We start from the raw sequence: 17,192 nt of genomic DNA on the forward strand, positions 1-17,192 counted from the left end.
GCCGAAGTGGCGGAACTGGCAGACGCACAGGACTTAAAATCCTGCGGGACTTACCTCTCGTACCGGTTCGATTCCGGTCTTCGGCACTTTATAAAATAATATCGCGGAGTGGAGCAGTTGGCAGCTCGTCGGGCTCATAACCCGAAGGTCGTAGGTTCGAGTCCTGCCTCCGCAACCATTAAAATGGCTCGTTGGTCAAGAGGTTAAGACACCGCCCTTTCACGGCGGTAACAGGGGTTCAATTCCCCTACGAGTCACCAAAAAAACAATTAAATAAGCGGGTGTAGCTCAATGGTAGAGTTCTGGCCTTCCAAGCCAGCTGTGAGGGTTCGATCCCCTTCACCCGCTCCAAAAAATGGGATCATAGCTCAGCTGGGAGAGCACCTGCCTTACAAGCAGGGGGTCGCAGGTTCGAGCCCTGCTGGTCCCACCATTTGCGGCCTGGTAGTTCAGTTGGTTAGAATGCCAGCCTGTCACGCTGGAGGTCGAGGGTTCGAACCCCTTCCAGGTCGCCAAAATAAAATATAAAAAATGCTGGTGTGGCTCAACGGTAGAGCAGCTGACTTGTAATCAGCAGGTTGTAGGTTCGATTCCTATCACCAGCTCCATGTAAAATTAATACGGAGGATTTCCCGAGCGGCCAAAGGGGGCAGACTGTAAATCTGTTGTCATCGACTTCGGTGGTTCGAATCCACCATCCTCCACCAAAAAAATGCGCGGATGTGGCGGAATTGGCAGACGCACTAGACTTAGGATCTAGCGCCATTGGCGTGGGGGTTCGACTCCCTTCATCCGCACCATTTTTATTTAATTTAATAAACGAGCGGGAATAGTTCAGTGGTAGAGCGCAACCTTGCCAAGGTTGAAGTCGCGAGTTCGAATCTCGTTTCCCGCTCCAAATTTATGTTTATATTGCAATGTGGGTGCATAGCTCAGCTGGATAGAGCAACGCCCTTCTAAGGCGTGTGTCCGGGGTTCGAATCCCTGTGCGCTCACCACATATATATTGGGGATTAGCCAAGTCGGTAAGGCACATGACTTTGACTCATGTATGCGTAGGTTCGAGTCCTGCATCCCCAGCCAAATAAAAATATGGTCTATTAGCTCAGTCGGTAGAGCACCTGACTTTTAATCAGGGTGTCCCGCGTTCGAGTCGCGGATAGATCACCAATGGAGAGGTGTCCGAGTGGTTTAAGGAGCTGGTCTTGAAAACCAGTGACTTCGAAAGGGGCCGTGGGTTCGAATCCCACCCTCTCCGCCAAATGCCCAGATAGCTCAGTCGGTAGAGCAGGGGACTGAAAATCCCCGTGTCGGTGGTTCGATTCCGCCTCTGGGCACCAAGAATATGGCGGTATAGCTTAGTTGGCTAGAGCGTTCGGTTCATACCCGAAAGGTCATAGGTTCGACTCCTATTACCGCTACTAAAAATTTAATGTGGGCCATTAGCTCAGTTGGTTAGAGCGCCCGGCTCATAACCGGTAGGTCTGGGGTTCGAGTCCCTGATGGCCCACCACATTAAATTTGAAGATATATGGTGGGTATAGCTCAGTTGGTTAGAGCGCCAGATTGTGGCTCTGGAGGTCGTGAGTTCGACTCTCATTATCCACCCCAACTAATATGGTCTATTAGCTCAGTCGGTAGAGCACCTGACTTTTAATCAGGGTGTCCCGCGTTCGAGTCGCGGATAGATCACCAAAAAGGTGGCGACATAGCCAAGTGGTAAGGCAGTGGACTGCAACTCCTTGATCCCCAGTTCGAATCTGGGTGTCGCCTCCAATAAAATGCGCTCATAGCTCAACTGGATAGAGTGTCTGACTACGAATCAGAAGGTTAGGGGTTCGAGTCCCTTTGGGCGCACCATATAAATATCGAGGGATTATAGCTCAGCTGGGAGAGCACCTGCCTTACAAGCAGGGGGTCACAGGTTCGAGCCCTGTTAATCCCACCAGTGCAAACCTCTAGTAATTTTACTAGAGGTTTTATTTTTGATTAAAAAAGATTTATATTTAGGAGGTAAAAAGTTTGTATATAATTATAGGAAATGAAATAGTTGATAGTGAAGAACTTAAAATAATAATAGATAAGAATAGTAAGTTCAAAGTTGAAAAGGATTTGAGTAAAAGCACAAAAAGAGAGGACATAATAGCTTATCAATTAAGTATAAATATGGATTATTTAGATACTATTATAAGTGAGCAAGATGAATATATCACCTTATCTGATGAGGAAAAATTTGATGAATATATGACTTTATCTGATGAACTTGCACTAGGTTTAGAAGAACTTATGCCAAAGTACACAATAATAAATGCTAGAGCATATAAATTAGATGAGGTAGAAGGAGTAGTAAAAATAATACTAGTTATAGCATATGCAGATTTAGGTCATCTAAAACTTTCTGATGTAATAAAACGTTTGTTAAGACAGATAGATTAAGATATGAACTATATTGAGAAAAGTATGTGAAATATTACGTAAAGATGAAAATAATTATGTAAACAGAGAAAAAAATAGTATAAAATAAGGTCAATTGTAGAAATTTTCACACAAGTTTGTCTGAAATCCCATAAAAAACCCCTTAATTTTAGTGAGGTAAATTGAGTTTATACAGTCTAAAAATTATATATATTTATAAATTTATCTTATTAATTAAGGAACTTGCTTAAACATCTTCAAAAATAAAGTATTTTAGTCTATAATCTTTAATATTACACAAACAATAAAGGAGAAGAATAGAGTATGCTTAAAAAGTTTAATAAAATACTAGTAGCTAATAGAGGCGAAATAGCTATAAGAATATTTAGAGCCTGTTCAGAATTGGGGATAAAAAGTGTTGGTATATATAGTAAAGAAGATAAATACGGATTATTTAGAACAAAAGCAGATGAATCATATTTAATAGGGGAAGGCAAAGGTCCAATAGATGCATACTTAGATATGGATGGAATAATAGACTTAGCAAAGAGAAAAAAAGTTGACGCTATACATCCAGGATATGGTTTTCTAGCAGAAAATGCAGAATTTGCTCGTAAATGTGAAGAAAATGGAATTACTTTTATAGGCCCATCATCTAAAGTAATGAATATGATGGGGGATAAGATAAACTCTAAAAAAATTGCAAAAGAAGTTAATGTTCAAACTATACCAGGGGTGGAAAAAGCAATAAGAAGTACTGAAGAAGCAAAAGAAGTTGCAAATAAAATAGGTTATCCTGTTATGATAAAAGCATCTAATGGTGGTGGCGGTAGAGGTATGAGAATCGTACATCATGAAAAAGATTTAGAGCTTGAATATGAAACTGCTTGTAGTGAATCAAGAAAAGCTTTTGGTGAAGATATTATATTCATAGAAAAATATATAGCTGACCCAAAACATATAGAAGTTCAAATATTAGGGGATAACTATGGAAATATAGTTCATTTATACGAAAGAGATTGTTCTGTTCAAAGAAGACATCAAAAGATAATAGAATATGCACCAGCATTTTCATTAGATGAAAAAGTAAGAAAAGAAATATGTGATGATGCAGTCAAGTTATCAAAATATGTAGGCTATTCTAATGCAGGGACACTAGAATTCTTAGTAGATGCAAATGGTGGTCATTATTTTATAGAAATGAATACAAGAGTACAAGTTGAGCATACTGTAACAGAAATGGTTACAGGAATAGATATAGTTCAAAGTCAAATATTAATAGCTCAAGGATACAGCCTAGATAGTGAAGAAATAAATATAAAATCACAAGATGATGTTGAAATAAGAGGGTATTCTATCCAATGTAGAATAACTACAGAAGACCCTAAAAATAGATTTATGCCAGACACAGGTAAAATTCAAGTTTATAGAACTGGTTCAGGATTTGGTATAAGACTAGATGGTGGAAATGGATTTACAGGAGCAAACATAAGTCCTCACTATGATAGTTTACTGGTTAAGACAATATCTTGGGATAGAACATTCCAAGGAGCAATAAACAAAACTATAAGATCTATAAAAGAACTTAGAGTTAGAGGTGTTAAGACTAATGTAGGATTCTTAGTTAATGTCTTAAATAATCCTATATTCTCAAATGGTAAATGTAGTACTAAATTTATAGATGAAAATCCAGATTTATTTGAAATAACAGAAAGTAAAGATAGAGGAACAAAATTACTTCAATTTATAGGTGATGTAATTGTAAATGATAACGCTTGTCAAGAAAAACCATTATTTGATGCGTTACATGAACCAAGAATGAATAAAGATGGTTCAAAGGCAGAAGGAAGTAAGATACTTTTTGATAAGTTAGGTAAATCTGCATATATAGAAAAAATAAAAAATGATAAAAGACTATTATTAACAGATACAACAATGAGAGATGCACATCAATCATTATTGGCAACAAGATTAAGAACATATGATTTATTAAAAGCTGCTAAACCAACAGAAAAATATCAAAAAGATTTATTCTCACTTGAAATGTGGGGTGGAGCTACTTATGATGTTGCATATAGATTCTTAAAAGAGTCACCTTGGCGTAGATTACAAAAACTAAGAGAAGAAATACCAAGTATAATGTTCCAAATGTTGCTTAGAGCATCAAATGGAGTTGGATATAAAAACTATCCAGATAATGTAATAGAAGAATTTACAAAAGAGTCTGCTAAACAAGGAATAGATGTATTTAGAATATTTGACTCATTAAACTGGGTTGAAAATATGAAACCATCTATTAATACAGCTCTAGAAACTGGAAAAATAGTTGAAGCAACTATGTGTTATACAGGTGATATATTAGATAAGACTAAAACTAAATATGACTTAGAATATTATATTAAGATGGCAAAAGAGTTAGAAAGTTTAGGAGCAGACATAATAGCAATAAAAGATATGTCAGGACTTCTTAAACCATATTCTGCTTATACATTAGTTAAAGAACTAAAGAAAAATGTAAAAGCACCAATACATTTACACACTCATGATACAAGTGGAAATGGTGTGGCAACTTGTTTGATGGCATCAGAAGCTGGTGTAGATATAATTGATGCTGCATTAGAATCTATGGCAGGACTTACAAGTCAACCATCACTTAATGCAATAGTAGAAGCTCTTAAAAATACAGAAAGAGATACAGGTATAGATTTATTTGGATATGATGAGTTAGGAAAATACTATAAAGATTTAAGAAAAGTCTATAATAAATTTGAAAGTGACTTAACTAACTCTTGTGCAGAAATATACAATTTTGAAATACCAGGAGGTCAATATACAAACTTAAAACCTCAAGCTGATAGTTTAGGATTAGTTAATAGATTTGATGAAGTTAAAGAAAAATATAAAGAAGCTAATGAAGTTGTAGGAGATATAATAAAAGTAACACCATCTTCAAAAGTTGTAGGAGATTTAGCTATCTTTATGACTAAAAATAAATTAGATAAAAATAATATAATAGAAGAAGGTAAGAACTTATCCTTCCCAGATTCTGTTGTAGACTACTGTAAAGGTATGATTGGTCAACCAGAAGGTGGAGTCCCAAAAGATTTACAAGAAGTAGTTTTAAAAGGCGAAGAAGCTATTACAGTAAGACCTGGTTCACTATTACCAGCAGAAGATTTTGATGACATAGCAAAATATCTAAATGAAAAATATGATATAAATGCAAATATAAGAAATGTTATAAGTTATGCTTTATATCCAAAAGTTTATGAAGACTATATTAAACATTTACAACATTATAATGATATATCTAAACTTGAAAGTGATGTATTCTTCTATGGATTAAATAAAAATGAAGAATGTGAAGTAGAAATAGAAGAAGGTAAAGTATTAACAATAAGATTAGTTGAAATTGGTGAAGTTAAAGAAGATGGATTTAGAACTATAGGCTTTGAATTAAATGGAATGGTTAGAGAAGTGGAAATAAAAGATAGAAACTTCTCTGGAAAAGTTACTAATGTTGAGAAAGCTGATATGAATGATCCACTTCAAATCGGAGCAAGTATACCAGGAAAAGTTATAAAAATAATGGTTAAAGAAGAAGATGAAGTAAAAGCAAATCAACCATTAATAGTTATAGAAGCAATGAAAATGGAAACTATAATAGTTGCTAAAACTGATGGAGTAATTAAATCAATTAAAGTAAAAGAAGATGATATGGTTGAAGATAAACAACTATTAATGATAATGAAATAATTGAATTGAAACAACTTATAAAACACTCTAAAATATTTTTATTAAATATTTAGAGTGTTTTTATTTGTTTAAATTAAATATTTGTTAAAAAAAAGAGGAAAATTATATCCCTATGTAGAAATAAAGCTAGTAAGGAAAATGTTATCTAAAAATTCTAAAAATAATAAACATTTTCTAGACTATTTCTTAGGAAATAACAGCTAAGAGAAAATACATAAATTTAAAAGGTGGGTGCTTATATGAAGGTTTATGATAGTAATATGTTGAGAAATGTAGCAGTATTAGGACATAGCGGATGTGGTAAAACAAATCTAATCGAAACTATAGCTTACACAGCAAACACTAATAAGATACCTAAATTAACTGACAAGGTAAATATGACTTATAGTATGGGATTAATACCTATAGAATATAATGACTATAAGTTTAACTTATTGGATACACCAGGATATTTTGACTTTAGCGGAGACGTTGTATCATCTCTTAGAGCAAGTGATGCAGCAATAATAGTAATAGATGCAACAGCACCTATTCAAGTTGGTACAGAGAAATCATTAGAACTAACTGAGAGTATTCCTAAGATAATGTTTATAAATAAAATAGATAATGAAAAAGCAAGATATAAAGATGCAATAGCAATGTTAAGAGAAAAATACAATAATAAGATAGTTCCAATGATAAGTCCTATATACAAAGATAAAAACTTTGTCAAGTTACATAATGTATTTGAAAATATAGATGATTTAGAAGGTGAATTTAAAGAACAAGCTATGAGTGTAAAAGAAGCTTTAATGGAACTTATAGCAGAAACAGATGATCAAATATTAGATAAGTATTTTAATGGAGAAGAGTTAACTACAGAAGAAATCCAAAAAGGTATTGTTATAGGTATACAAAGAGGAGATATTATACCTGTAATATGTGGTTCAACTATAAATAATATAGGAACAAAAGAAATTTTAGATACAATATCAAATTATCTAGAACCTATATTTACAGAAGAGAGTAAGCCATTTAAAGGATTAGTATTTAAAACTATGGTTGACCCATTTGTAGGAAAAATGTCATATATAAAAATTACTCAAGGTGCAATTTCTAAAGATAAAGAAGTTTTTAATATAAACAAAAACATAAAAGAAAAAATAGCTAACATATATACATTGAGAAATAGTGAGTTAGTTGAAATAGACAAAGCTAAGGCTGGTGATGTAGTAGTTGTAACTAAAGTTAATTCTCTAAAGACAGGAGATACTATATCTGTAGATAAAGATGCAGAAGCTTTAGATAAGATAGACTTCCCTAAACCACAAATATATTATGCTGTTAATCCTAAGAATAAGGGTGATGAAGAAAAGGTAGCTGCTGTATTAAACAAACTTGTAGAGGAAGACCCTACATTACATTGGTATAGAAATACAGAGACAAAACAAGCTCTTTTAGGAGGACAAGGGGAGCTTCATATAAAAACAATTAAAAATAAAATGAAAGATAAGTTCGGGGTAGATGTTGAATTAAATGACCTTAAAGTTCCTTATAGAGAAACTATAAAGGAAACAGCTGATGTACAAGGTAAGCATAAGAAACAATCAGGTGGCCATGGTCAATATGGAGATGTAAAGATAAGATTTGAAAGATGTGAATCTGATTTTGAATTTACAGAAGAAATATTTGGTGGGTCTGTACCAAAACAATATATACCAGCAGTAGAAAAAGGGTTAAAAGATTCTATGCAAAAAGGAGTATTGGCTGGTTTCCCTGTTACAAATATAAAGGCTACACTTTATGATGGTTCATACCATGATGTAGACTCTTCTGAAATGGCTTTTAAGATGGCAGCAAGTGCAGCATTTAAAAAAGGTATGGAGGAAGCTCATCCAATATTATTAGAGCCTATTATGAAACTTAAGATAACTGTTCCAGAAGAATATATGGGAGATGTTATGGGAGATATAAACAAGAGAAGAGGAAAAATATTTGGTATGGAGCCAGATAATAAAGGAAAACAAATAATATTTGCAGAGGCTCCACAAGCAGAAACATTTAAATATGCAATAGATTTAAGAGCAATGACACAAGGTAGAGGGTATTTTGAAATGGAATTAGAAAGATATGGAGAGGTTCCATCACAATTTGCAGAAAAAATAATTGGACTAGCTACTGCAAAGTAATAAAGAAGATAGAACATTAAATAATTAATATCCATCTATTATGTAAAATAATTTTGTAATTAAAACTAGGTATATACTTATTTTAAAGAAGTGTATATCTAGTTTTTATGTGTTTTTATAAAAAACAAGAAAAAACCAAATTAAAGTAATAAAAAATGTGAAGAATAAAAGATACTTTCTTAAACTGTTTTAATAAAAGAAAGTATCTTTTTATATTATTATTTTTAGAAATGTTTAATAATAATGATATGAAGGTATATTTACAAATACAAGGTATAGATACATTAAAAATCAATTAATAACCAATAATTTTAAGACTTAATTGTTATAAATGTAAGAAGTAGAAGATTATATTTAACAAAAGATGGACACCTTATTTAAATTATTATGAAAAAAATAAATTTACACAATTTAGGGCTTTAAAAATTTAAATAATAGGTGTAAAATAGTAGTCAAAGAAAGTCAAAATAAAAAGGTGTGTGGTGATATAAATGGCAACTATGACAGATATAATTGAAAAATTTATTAAAGATTTGATGGAAGAGGATAATAGTATACAGATTCAAAGAAATGAACTAGCAAACTTGTTTAGTTGTGCACCATCACAAATAAATTATGTTTTAACAACAAGGTTTACCATAGATAAAGGTTATTATATAGAAAGCAAAAAAGGTGGCGGAGGATATGTTCAGATAGAAAAAATACGAAGAAGCAAAGATGGACATATTAGAGAAATACTAAACGAAAGGATAGGAAGCCAAATATCCTATAAGAAAGCAAAAGAGTTGGTAGAAAGTTTGAGAGAATCAGACTTAATTAGTGAAAGAGAATTAAAACTAATATTATATGCAATAGATGATAAATCATTATGTATGCCAGTATATGAATTAAAAGAGAAGGTAAGGTCTAATGTTTTAAAGAATATAATAATAGGAGTATTTAGTATAGAGGAGTGATAATTTATGCTATGTCAAAAATGCAATAAAAATAAAGCATCTGTATATTATAATAAAATAGTCAATGGAGAAAAGACAGAAATGTATCTGTGTAGTGAATGTGCTAAAGAAAATACAGAGATGAATTTTAATTTAGATATGCCTTTTTCAATGATGGATATATTTTCCAACTTAGGATTTCAACCTAAAAAAGAGCTTGAAGAAAAGTTAGTTTGCCAAAAATGTAATATGACATATAGTGAATTTAAGAATAATGGAAGATTTGGATGCAGTGAATGTTATAATGCATTTAGTAGTCAAGTAAATCCAATGCTTCAAAATATACATGGTCATATAGAACATATAGGTAAGGCACCTAAAAAATCTTTTTATAAAATAAGTGTAGAAAATGAGATTAGAGAATTAAAAGAAGATTTGGATAGAGCTATAAAAAATGAAGAGTATGAATTAGCTGCTCAATTTAGAGATAAGATTAAGTATTTAAAAGGCTCTATTGACTAAGATTGGAGTGATATTATGAAAGAGAATATAGTCATGAAATCAAGAGTTAGGCTGGCTAGGAACTTGAGCAATTATCCTTTTCCAAATAGGTTAGATAAAGAGTGTGCTATGGAAATAATAGAAAAGGTAAAAAATGCATTTATGAATTCTAGTTTAGAACATAAAGAAGAGTTTGATTTCTATAAGATTGAAGATTTAGACCAATCTAAAAAGATGCTCATGGTTGAAGAGCATATGATAAGTCCAGACTTAGCAGAAAATGATAAAAGTGCTGTTATAGTAAAAAAAGATAAAACTGTAAGTATAATGATAAATGAAGAAGACCATATAAGAATACAAACTATGTATGATGATTTAAATTTAGAAAATGCTTATAACATAGCAAATGAGATAGATGATTTATTAGAATCAAATTTAGAGTATGCATTTAGCACAAACTTGGGTTATCTAACATCTTGCCCAACTAACACGGGAACTGGAATGAGAGCTTCTGTAATGATGCACTTGCCTGCATTGAGTCAATTAGGCTATATGGATGAACTTTATAAGATTTCATCACAAATAGGTATAGCAATAAGAGGTATATATGGAGAGCGAACAGAAGCATTGGGAAATATATACCAAATATCTAATCAGCTTACGCTTGGAAGAACAGAGTCTAATATTATAGAGAATGTAAGTGGTCTTACAAAGGATGCAATTTCAAAAGAAGTGAAAGCCAGAGAAATCTTACAAAAAAAATTGGGTATAAAATTAGAAGATAAAATATTTAGGTCAATAGGAACACTTGAAAATTCAAGGGTAATGAGTAGTTCAGAGGCAATGAGCCATCTATCAAATATAAAAATGGGAATAGAAATGAACTATATAAAAAAACTAGATTTAAAAGCTATAGAACAACTTATGATAGGTATACAACCAGCACATCAGTCAATAATGTATAAGAGTGATGATGTTGAAAATAGAGATATAAATAGAGCAACATACATTAGAGAAACTTTGGAAAAATTAAGAGGAGGGATAAATTATGAACTTCAATAGATTTACACAAAGAGCTAAAAAAGCAATTGATTTAGCGTTTGAGTCTGCTAAAAACTTAGGGCATAATATTGTTGGAAGCGAGCATATACTTTTAGGGCTTTTAAAAGAAGAAGAAGGAATAGCTGCCAAAGTTCTAAGTAAAGTTGGATTTACAGAGGCTTATTTAGAAGGCAAAATAATTGATATGGAAGGTAAGGGAGAAGGAATTCCAGAAGACATAGTATTAAGCCCAAGAAGTAAACAAATATTGGAACTATCAGGAATGTTTGCAAATAAATTAAAAACAAATTATATAGGAACTGAGCATATATTATTAGCTATTATTCAAGAAGGTGAAGGAATAGCTAATAAAGTTTTGAACTATGCAGGTGTAAATGACAGAACTCTAGCCCAATTAACAATTGATATGATGGGTATGAGTGATAATAATCAATATAAATCAGAAAATAGTTACACGGGCAACCAAAATCAAACAGAGTCCAAGATTCTCGATAAATATGGAAGAAATCTTACACTATATGCAAAACAAAATAAAATAGACCCTGTTATAGGAAGAGAAAAAGAAATACAAAGAGTTATACAAATATTAAGTAGAAGAACTAAAAACAACCCTGTACTAATAGGAGATCCAGGAGTAGGTAAAACAGCTATAGCTGAAGGTTTAGCAACAAATATAGCATTAGGAAATGTTCCAGAAACACTAAAAAGTAAAACTTTGTATTCTTTAGAGATGGGTTCATTATTAGCTGGTGCTAAGTATAGAGGAGAATTTGAAGAAAGAATTAAAGAAGTTGTAGATGAAGTTGTTAAAAATGGAAATATAATTTTATTTATAGATGAGATGCATACCATAATAGGAGCTGGGTCTACAGGAGAAGGATCTATAGATGCGTCAAATATATTAAAACCTGCATTAGCTAGAGGAGAAATACAAGTTATAGGTGCAACAACAATAGATGAGTATAGAAAGCATGTTGAAAAAGACTCTGCACTAGAAAGAAGATTCCAACCAGTTATGGTGGATGAACCAAGTAAAGAAGATTCAATAAAAATATTAGAAGGATTGAGAGATAAATATGAAGCTCATCACAAAGTTAAAATAACTGATGATGCTATAAAAACAGCTGTAGAATTATCAACTAGATATATATCAGATAGATATCTACCAGATAAAGCTATAGATTTGATTGATGAAGCGGCATCAAAAGTGAGGCTAAAGGAAAATACTCCTCCAGCCGAAATAAAAAAATTAGAATTAGAAATAGAAAATATAGATAAAGAAAAAGAAGAGGCAGTAAGATGCCAAGATTTTGAGAAAGCAGCAAAAATAAGAGATGAACAAGGTATACTTAAAAAACAATTAGAAGATGTTAGAGAAAAATGGAATAAGTCATCTAAACATTCTGATTTAGTTGATGGAGAAGTCATTGCTGAAGTAGTAGGTTTATGGACAGGAATACCTGTTAATAAAATTCTTGAGGAAGAAGCTGATAGACTCTTAAAACTTGAAGAAATCTTACACAATAGAGTTATAGGTCAAGAGCAAGCAGTAAAATCTATTTCCAAGGCAATAAGAAGGTCAAGAGCAGGTCTTAAGGACCCTAATAGACCAATCGGCTCATTCTTATTTTTAGGACCTACAGGAGTAGGGAAAACAGAGTTATCTAAGGCATTAGCAGAAGTGCAATTTGGAGATGAAAATCAAATAATAAGAATTGATATGTCTGAATATATGGAAAAACATGCTGTATCAAGAATGATAGGTTCACCTCCTGGTTATATAGGTCATGATGAAGGAGGTCAATTAACTGAAAAAGTAAGAAGAAACCCATATTCAGTTATTTTATTTGATGAGATAGAGAAAGCTCATCCAGATGTGTTTAATATTCTATTACAAATTCTAGATGATGGTAGATTAACAGATTCAAAAGGAAGAACTGTTGATTTTAAGAATACTATTGTGATAATGACATCAAATGTTGGTGCATCTACAATTGGTAGACAAAAAACTTTAGGGTTTAGTATAGCTAAAGGAGATGAAGAAGAAAAGTCTCAATATGAAAAAATGAAAGAAAACATAATGGGTGAATTAAAGCAAAGATTCAGACCAGAGTTTTTAAATAGAATAGATGATATAATAGTTTTCCATTCATTAAATACAGAGCATATATCTAAAATAGTAATTTTAATGGTAGATAAATTACAAGAAAGACTAAAAGATATGGATATAAAACTAGAAATGAGTGATGAAGCTATAAAATTAATTTCTAAATCTGGATTTGATTTGGAATATGGAGCAAGACCTCTTAAAAGAGCCTTACAAAAAGAACTAGAAGATGAGTTATCTGAAGCGATTTTAAGAGGCGATGTAAAAAAAGGAAGTAATATAATAGCAAAAGTTAAAGATGAAAAAATAGTTTTTGAAACTAAATAATTCAATAGAGTTGCATTTTAAAATCTTATAGATATAAGCTTTAGGGTTTAAAGAAAATTTTAAGGGCAATGAATCTAAAATAATTCATTGCCCTTAATTATTTTTTTTAATCTTTACCTATTATCTTTCACATATGCTAAAATTATAGTATATAATAATAAATTAAGGATGATTAAAATATGGCAAAAATAAAAACTAAATATGTATGTCAATCTTGTGGATATGAAACAGCTAAGTGGCTTGGAAAATGTCCAGAGTGTACAAAATGGAATACATTTGTAGAAGAAGTAGATCAAAAAAGCACAAAAAAAGAGGTCTTTATAATAGATAAATCTTCATCTAAACCAGTTAGTATAACTTCAATAGAGAGTAAAGAAGAAGAAAGGTTTACAACAGATATAAAAGAATTAGATAGAGTTCTTGGTGGAGGGATAGTTAAAGGTTCTCTAGTACTTGTTGGTGGAGACCCTGGTATAGGTAAATCCACACTTTTAATTCAAGTCTCTAGTAATGTAGCTAATTTAGGAAAGACTGTTTTATATATAACTGGAGAAGAATCAGAATCACAGATAAAAATGAGAGCAAAAAGATTAGGTATTAATTCAGAAAATTTATATATATTTGCTGAAAATAATTTGAGTATAATTGAATCTTATTTAGAAAGTGTAAATCCACAATTAATAATTCTAGACTCAATTCAAACTGTCTTTAGTCCAGAAATATCTTCAGCACCAGGCACTGTCAGCCAAATTAAAGAAGGTACTTCAAAATTCATGAAGATTTCTAAAAAAATGGGAATTTCAACATTCATAGTTGGTCATGTAACCAAAGAAGGTTCACTAGCAGGTCCAAAATTATTAGAGCATATGGTTGATACTGTTTTATATTTTGAAGGTGAAAGATATAATACATATAGATTAGTAAGGGCTGTTAAAAATAGATTTGGTTCAACAAATGAGCTTGGAGTATTTGAAATGAGGGACTTGGGATTAGTAGAGCTTGATAACCCATCTAAGATTTTGATATCTGAAAAACCAAAAGATGTAGCAGGTTCAGTCATAATATCCACTGTAGAAGGTACAAGACCAATGCTACTTGAATTACAAGCATTAGTTTCACCAACAAGTTTTGGTATAGCAAGAAGAACATCTACAGGAGTAGATTATAATAGAGTTGGTATGTTATTAGCAGTCTTAGAAAAACGTGTTGGTCTGCAAATACAAAACCAAGATGTATATATAAATATAGTTGGAGGTATAAAGATAAATGAACCTTCGATTGACTTAGGAATAGCTATTTCTGTAGCATCTAGCTTTAGAAATATACCTATAGATGAAGATATAGCTGTTACAGGAGAGGTAGGACTTACAGGAGAAGTTAGATCAGTAAGTTTTATAGAAAAAAGAATTGCTGAGTGCAAAAAACTTGGCTTTAAAAAGATAGTAGTTCCTAGAAGTAATTATGATGTTGTAAAAGATACTAAAGGTATAGAAATATGGCCAGTAGACAACTTAAGACAAGCTATAAATATAGTACTTGGGAGGAATCAATAAATATGGAGAATTTTTTGGATAACAAAAATATGCTATATGCATTAAAAATGATATCTCCTGGAACCCCTCTTAGATTAGGCCTAAACAATGTGCTAAGAGCTAAGACTGGCGGTTTAATTGTAATTGCAACAAATGAAGATGTAATGAAAATAGTAGATGGAGGATTTGCTATAAATGCAGAGTATTCACCATCATATCTATATGAATTAGCCAAAATGGATGGAGCGATAGTTTTAAGTGGTGATGTAAAGAAAATATTATTTGCTAATGCACAACTTATACCAGATTACTTTATAGAAACATCAGAAACTGGAACTAGACATAGAACGGCGGAAAGAGTAGCAAAACAAACTGGCGCTATAGTCATAGGAATTTCACAAAGAAGAAATGTTATAACAGTTTATAGAGGAAATGAGAAGTATGTGGTCGAAGATATATCTAAGATATTTACTAAGGCAAATCAAGCAATACAAACTTTAGAAAAATATAAAACAGTATTAGACCAAGCTATAACTAATTTAAATGCTTTAGAGTTTAATGATTTGGTAACTATTTATGATGTAGCGTTAGTCATGCAGAAAATGGAAATGGTAATGAGAGTTACAAGTATAATTGAAAAATATGTGATAGAATTGGGGGATGAAGGAACTTTAGTAAGCATGCAATTAGAGGAATTAATGGGTACAACTAGAATAGATCAGAAATTAATATTCAAAGATTATAACAAAGAAAATACTGAAATAAAAGAACTTATGAAAAAAGTTAAAAATTTAAATTCAGAAGAACTAATAGAATTATTTAATATGGCAAAACTATTAGGGTATAGTGGATTTTCAGAAAGTATGGATATGCCTATAAAAACAAGAGGCTATAGAATTCTTAGCAAAATACATAGACTACCAACAGCAATAATAGAAAACTTAGTAAATTATTTTGAAAACTTTCAAGAAATATTGGATGCGTCTATTGAAGAGTTAGATGAAGTTGAAGGAATAGGTGAAATAAGAGCAACATATATAAAAAATGGACTTATAAAAATGAAACAATTAGTATTATTAGATAGACACATATAATGAATTTTAAGTGAATTTTACTACTTTTTTCTTGAATATAATATACACTTTGGTCTATAATAGATAAGTATAACTAGGGGGTGAAGCATTGATAAGGAAAGTAACAAGGATATTGTTTATTTTACTTGGATTTACGATAGGTATAACGACCTATTTAACATTGATGAGAGATTTTGAAATATTAACATTTGGAAAAGAAACTTATGGTTATATAGCAGCTGTAGTAGCAGGTATAGTAATAGCTATTTTAGGATATCTTATAGAGCCATGGGTTGTGAATAGAACAAAAGAAATTGCTAAAGTTGTGGATAAAGAACTATCAAAATATCCTCAAACAGATATATTATTAGGATCTATGGGTCTTATAGTAGGATTTGTAATTGCATATTTATTAAGTGGGCTAGTAAATAGAATACCAATAGTAGGTGGAATATTATCATTACTATTATATTTATTCCTAGGATATCTTGGAATGAAAGTTGCGCTTAAAAGTAAAAATGATTTATTTAATATTGGAAAATTAGGAAGATTGGCAAATCCTATTAAAGATAAGGATAAGGATAAAGATAATAAAAAAGAAGTAAAGGCGATACCTCCAAAAGTATTAGATACAAGTGTAATAATTGATGGAAGGATAGCTGATATTTGTAAAACAGGATTTATAGAAGGAAAACTTATTATTCCTGCTTTTGTTTTGGAAGAATTAAGACATATTGCAGATTCTTCAGATGATTTGAAAAGAGTAAGAGGTAGAAGAGGTCTGGATATATTAAATATAATTCAGAAAGAATTAAATATAGAGGTTGAAATAAGTGAAAGGGACTTTGATGATATAGCAGAAGTTGATAGTAAATTATTAAAGCTTGCCCAAGTATTAAATGGAAAAGTTGTTACTAATGATTATAACTTAAATAAGGTTGCTCAATTTCAAGGTGTTGAAGTATTAAATATAAATGAGTTGGCTAATGCTATAAAACCAGTTGCAATACCAGGTGAAGATATGGTTGTCCAAGTGGTTAAAGAAGGAAAAGAAGCTCAACAGGGTGTTGCATATCTAGATGATGGAACTATGATAGTTGTTGATGGAGGAAGAAAACATATGAATGAGACTATAAAAGTTTTAGTAACTTCTGTTCTTCAAACTCCTGCTGGTAGAATGATATTTGCAAAACCTAAAAATTGATATATTCAAATAAACCTAAAATTTGGGCTGTTTATTATAAATAGATGGTCCAAATTTATTTGTTTATAACGACAATGTTTAATGTATTCTTAAGTGTGAGGATTTAAATCAG

The 17,192-nt window shown here is 31.4% G+C and carries 10 protein-coding genes and 22 tRNA genes; all 32 read left to right on the plus strand.

Features of this window, described 5'->3' with window-relative positions; genetic code table 11:
* The 32 genes from IC758_RS00285 (at position 1) to IC758_RS00440 (ending at position 17,080) form a co-directional block, all read left to right on the plus strand.
* Positions 1-86 (plus strand) — tRNA-Leu (locus IC758_RS00285).
* 16 nt (positions 87-102) lie between these two features.
* A tRNA-Met gene (locus IC758_RS00290) sits at positions 103-178 on the plus strand.
* A gap of 7 nt (positions 179-185) precedes the next feature.
* Positions 186-260, plus strand: a tRNA-Glu gene (locus IC758_RS00295).
* A gap of 17 nt (positions 261-277) precedes the next feature.
* Positions 278-351: transfer RNA gene (locus IC758_RS00300), tRNA-Gly, on the plus strand.
* Positions 352-357: 6 nt separating this feature from the next.
* Positions 358-433, plus strand: a tRNA-Val gene (locus IC758_RS00305).
* A gap of 5 nt (positions 434-438) precedes the next feature.
* Positions 439-515 (plus strand) — tRNA-Asp (locus IC758_RS00310).
* Between the two features lie 18 nt (positions 516-533).
* A tRNA-Thr gene (locus IC758_RS00315) sits at positions 534-608 on the plus strand.
* A gap of 14 nt (positions 609-622) precedes the next feature.
* Positions 623-707: transfer RNA gene (locus IC758_RS00320), tRNA-Tyr, on the plus strand.
* A 9-nt stretch (positions 708-716) separates the two neighbouring features.
* Positions 717-800 (plus strand) — tRNA-Leu (locus tag IC758_RS00325).
* A gap of 23 nt (positions 801-823) precedes the next feature.
* Positions 824-898, plus strand: a tRNA-Gly gene (locus IC758_RS00330).
* Between the two features lie 23 nt (positions 899-921).
* A tRNA-Arg gene (locus tag IC758_RS00335) sits at positions 922-998 on the plus strand.
* 9 nt (positions 999-1,007) lie between these two features.
* Positions 1,008-1,083, plus strand: a tRNA-Gln gene (locus tag IC758_RS00340).
* An 11-nt stretch (positions 1,084-1,094) separates the two neighbouring features.
* Positions 1,095-1,170 (plus strand) — tRNA-Lys (locus IC758_RS00345).
* Positions 1,171-1,172: 2 nt separating this feature from the next.
* A tRNA-Ser gene (locus tag IC758_RS00350) sits at positions 1,173-1,261 on the plus strand.
* A gap of 3 nt (positions 1,262-1,264) precedes the next feature.
* Positions 1,265-1,340 (plus strand) — tRNA-Phe (locus tag IC758_RS00355).
* Positions 1,341-1,347: 7 nt separating this feature from the next.
* Positions 1,348-1,421 (plus strand) — tRNA-Met (locus IC758_RS00360).
* A 15-nt stretch (positions 1,422-1,436) separates the two neighbouring features.
* A tRNA-Ile gene (locus IC758_RS00365) sits at positions 1,437-1,513 on the plus strand.
* 21 nt (positions 1,514-1,534) lie between these two features.
* A tRNA-His gene (locus IC758_RS00370) sits at positions 1,535-1,611 on the plus strand.
* 8 nt (positions 1,612-1,619) lie between these two features.
* Positions 1,620-1,695 (plus strand) — tRNA-Lys (locus tag IC758_RS00375).
* A gap of 7 nt (positions 1,696-1,702) precedes the next feature.
* Positions 1,703-1,776 (plus strand) — tRNA-Cys (locus tag IC758_RS00380).
* Positions 1,777-1,783: 7 nt separating this feature from the next.
* Positions 1,784-1,860 (plus strand) — tRNA-Arg (locus tag IC758_RS00385).
* A 12-nt stretch (positions 1,861-1,872) separates the two neighbouring features.
* Positions 1,873-1,948 (plus strand) — tRNA-Val (locus IC758_RS00390).
* Between the two features lie 74 nt (positions 1,949-2,022).
* Positions 2,023-2,436 carry a hypothetical protein gene (locus IC758_RS00395; protein WP_227437120.1) on the plus strand — a complete coding sequence of 138 codons (414 nt, stop codon included), beginning with the start codon at positions 2,023-2,025 and terminating at the stop codon, positions 2,434-2,436.
* 303 nt (positions 2,437-2,739) lie between these two features.
* Positions 2,740-6,171: a pyruvate carboxylase gene (locus IC758_RS00400; RefSeq protein WP_227483617.1), complete on the plus strand. Its 3,432-nt coding sequence runs from the start codon at positions 2,740-2,742 to the stop codon at positions 6,169-6,171.
* Positions 6,172-6,410: 239 nt separating this feature from the next.
* Entirely contained in the window at positions 6,411-8,339 is a 1,929-nt protein-coding gene (locus IC758_RS00405; protein ID WP_227437116.1) for an elongation factor G, read from the plus strand.
* 491 nt (positions 8,340-8,830) lie between these two features.
* Positions 8,831-9,295 carry a CtsR family transcriptional regulator gene (locus IC758_RS00410; RefSeq protein WP_227437114.1) on the plus strand — a complete coding sequence of 155 codons (465 nt, stop codon included), beginning with the start codon at positions 8,831-8,833 and terminating at the stop codon, positions 9,293-9,295.
* A gap of 6 nt (positions 9,296-9,301) precedes the next feature.
* Positions 9,302-9,796, plus strand: a complete 495-nt coding sequence (locus tag IC758_RS00415) for a UvrB/UvrC motif-containing protein (protein WP_227437113.1) — start codon at positions 9,302-9,304, stop codon at positions 9,794-9,796.
* Positions 9,797-9,811: 15 nt separating this feature from the next.
* Positions 9,812-10,837, plus strand: coding sequence for a protein arginine kinase (locus IC758_RS00420; protein ID WP_227860684.1), 1,026 nt, complete (start codon positions 9,812-9,814; stop codon positions 10,835-10,837).
* Positions 10,824-13,271: an ATP-dependent Clp protease ATP-binding subunit gene (locus IC758_RS00425; RefSeq protein ID WP_227437109.1), complete on the plus strand. Its 2,448-nt coding sequence runs from the start codon at positions 10,824-10,826 to the stop codon at positions 13,269-13,271. Before IC758_RS00420 ends, IC758_RS00425 begins: the two co-directional genes overlap by 14 nt.
* Positions 13,272-13,450: 179 nt before the next feature.
* The gene (radA, locus tag IC758_RS00430; RefSeq protein ID WP_227437108.1) at positions 13,451-14,824 is read left to right on the plus strand and encodes a DNA repair protein RadA; all 1,374 of its coding nucleotides are present in this window, start codon (positions 13,451-13,453) and stop codon (positions 14,822-14,824) included.
* 2 nt (positions 14,825-14,826) lie between these two features.
* Positions 14,827-15,897, plus strand: a complete 1,071-nt coding sequence (disA, locus tag IC758_RS00435) for a DNA integrity scanning diadenylate cyclase DisA (protein WP_227437106.1) — start codon at positions 14,827-14,829, stop codon at positions 15,895-15,897.
* A gap of 88 nt (positions 15,898-15,985) precedes the next feature.
* Positions 15,986-17,080: a PIN/TRAM domain-containing protein gene (locus IC758_RS00440; RefSeq protein ID WP_227437104.1), complete on the plus strand. Its 1,095-nt coding sequence runs from the start codon at positions 15,986-15,988 to the stop codon at positions 17,078-17,080.
* The last annotated feature ends 112 nt before the right edge of the window (positions 17,081-17,192 follow it).

Source organism: Clostridioides sp. ES-W-0016-02 (assembly GCF_020641035.1).
Taxonomy (GTDB): domain Bacteria; phylum Bacillota; class Clostridia; order Peptostreptococcales; family Peptostreptococcaceae; genus Clostridioides.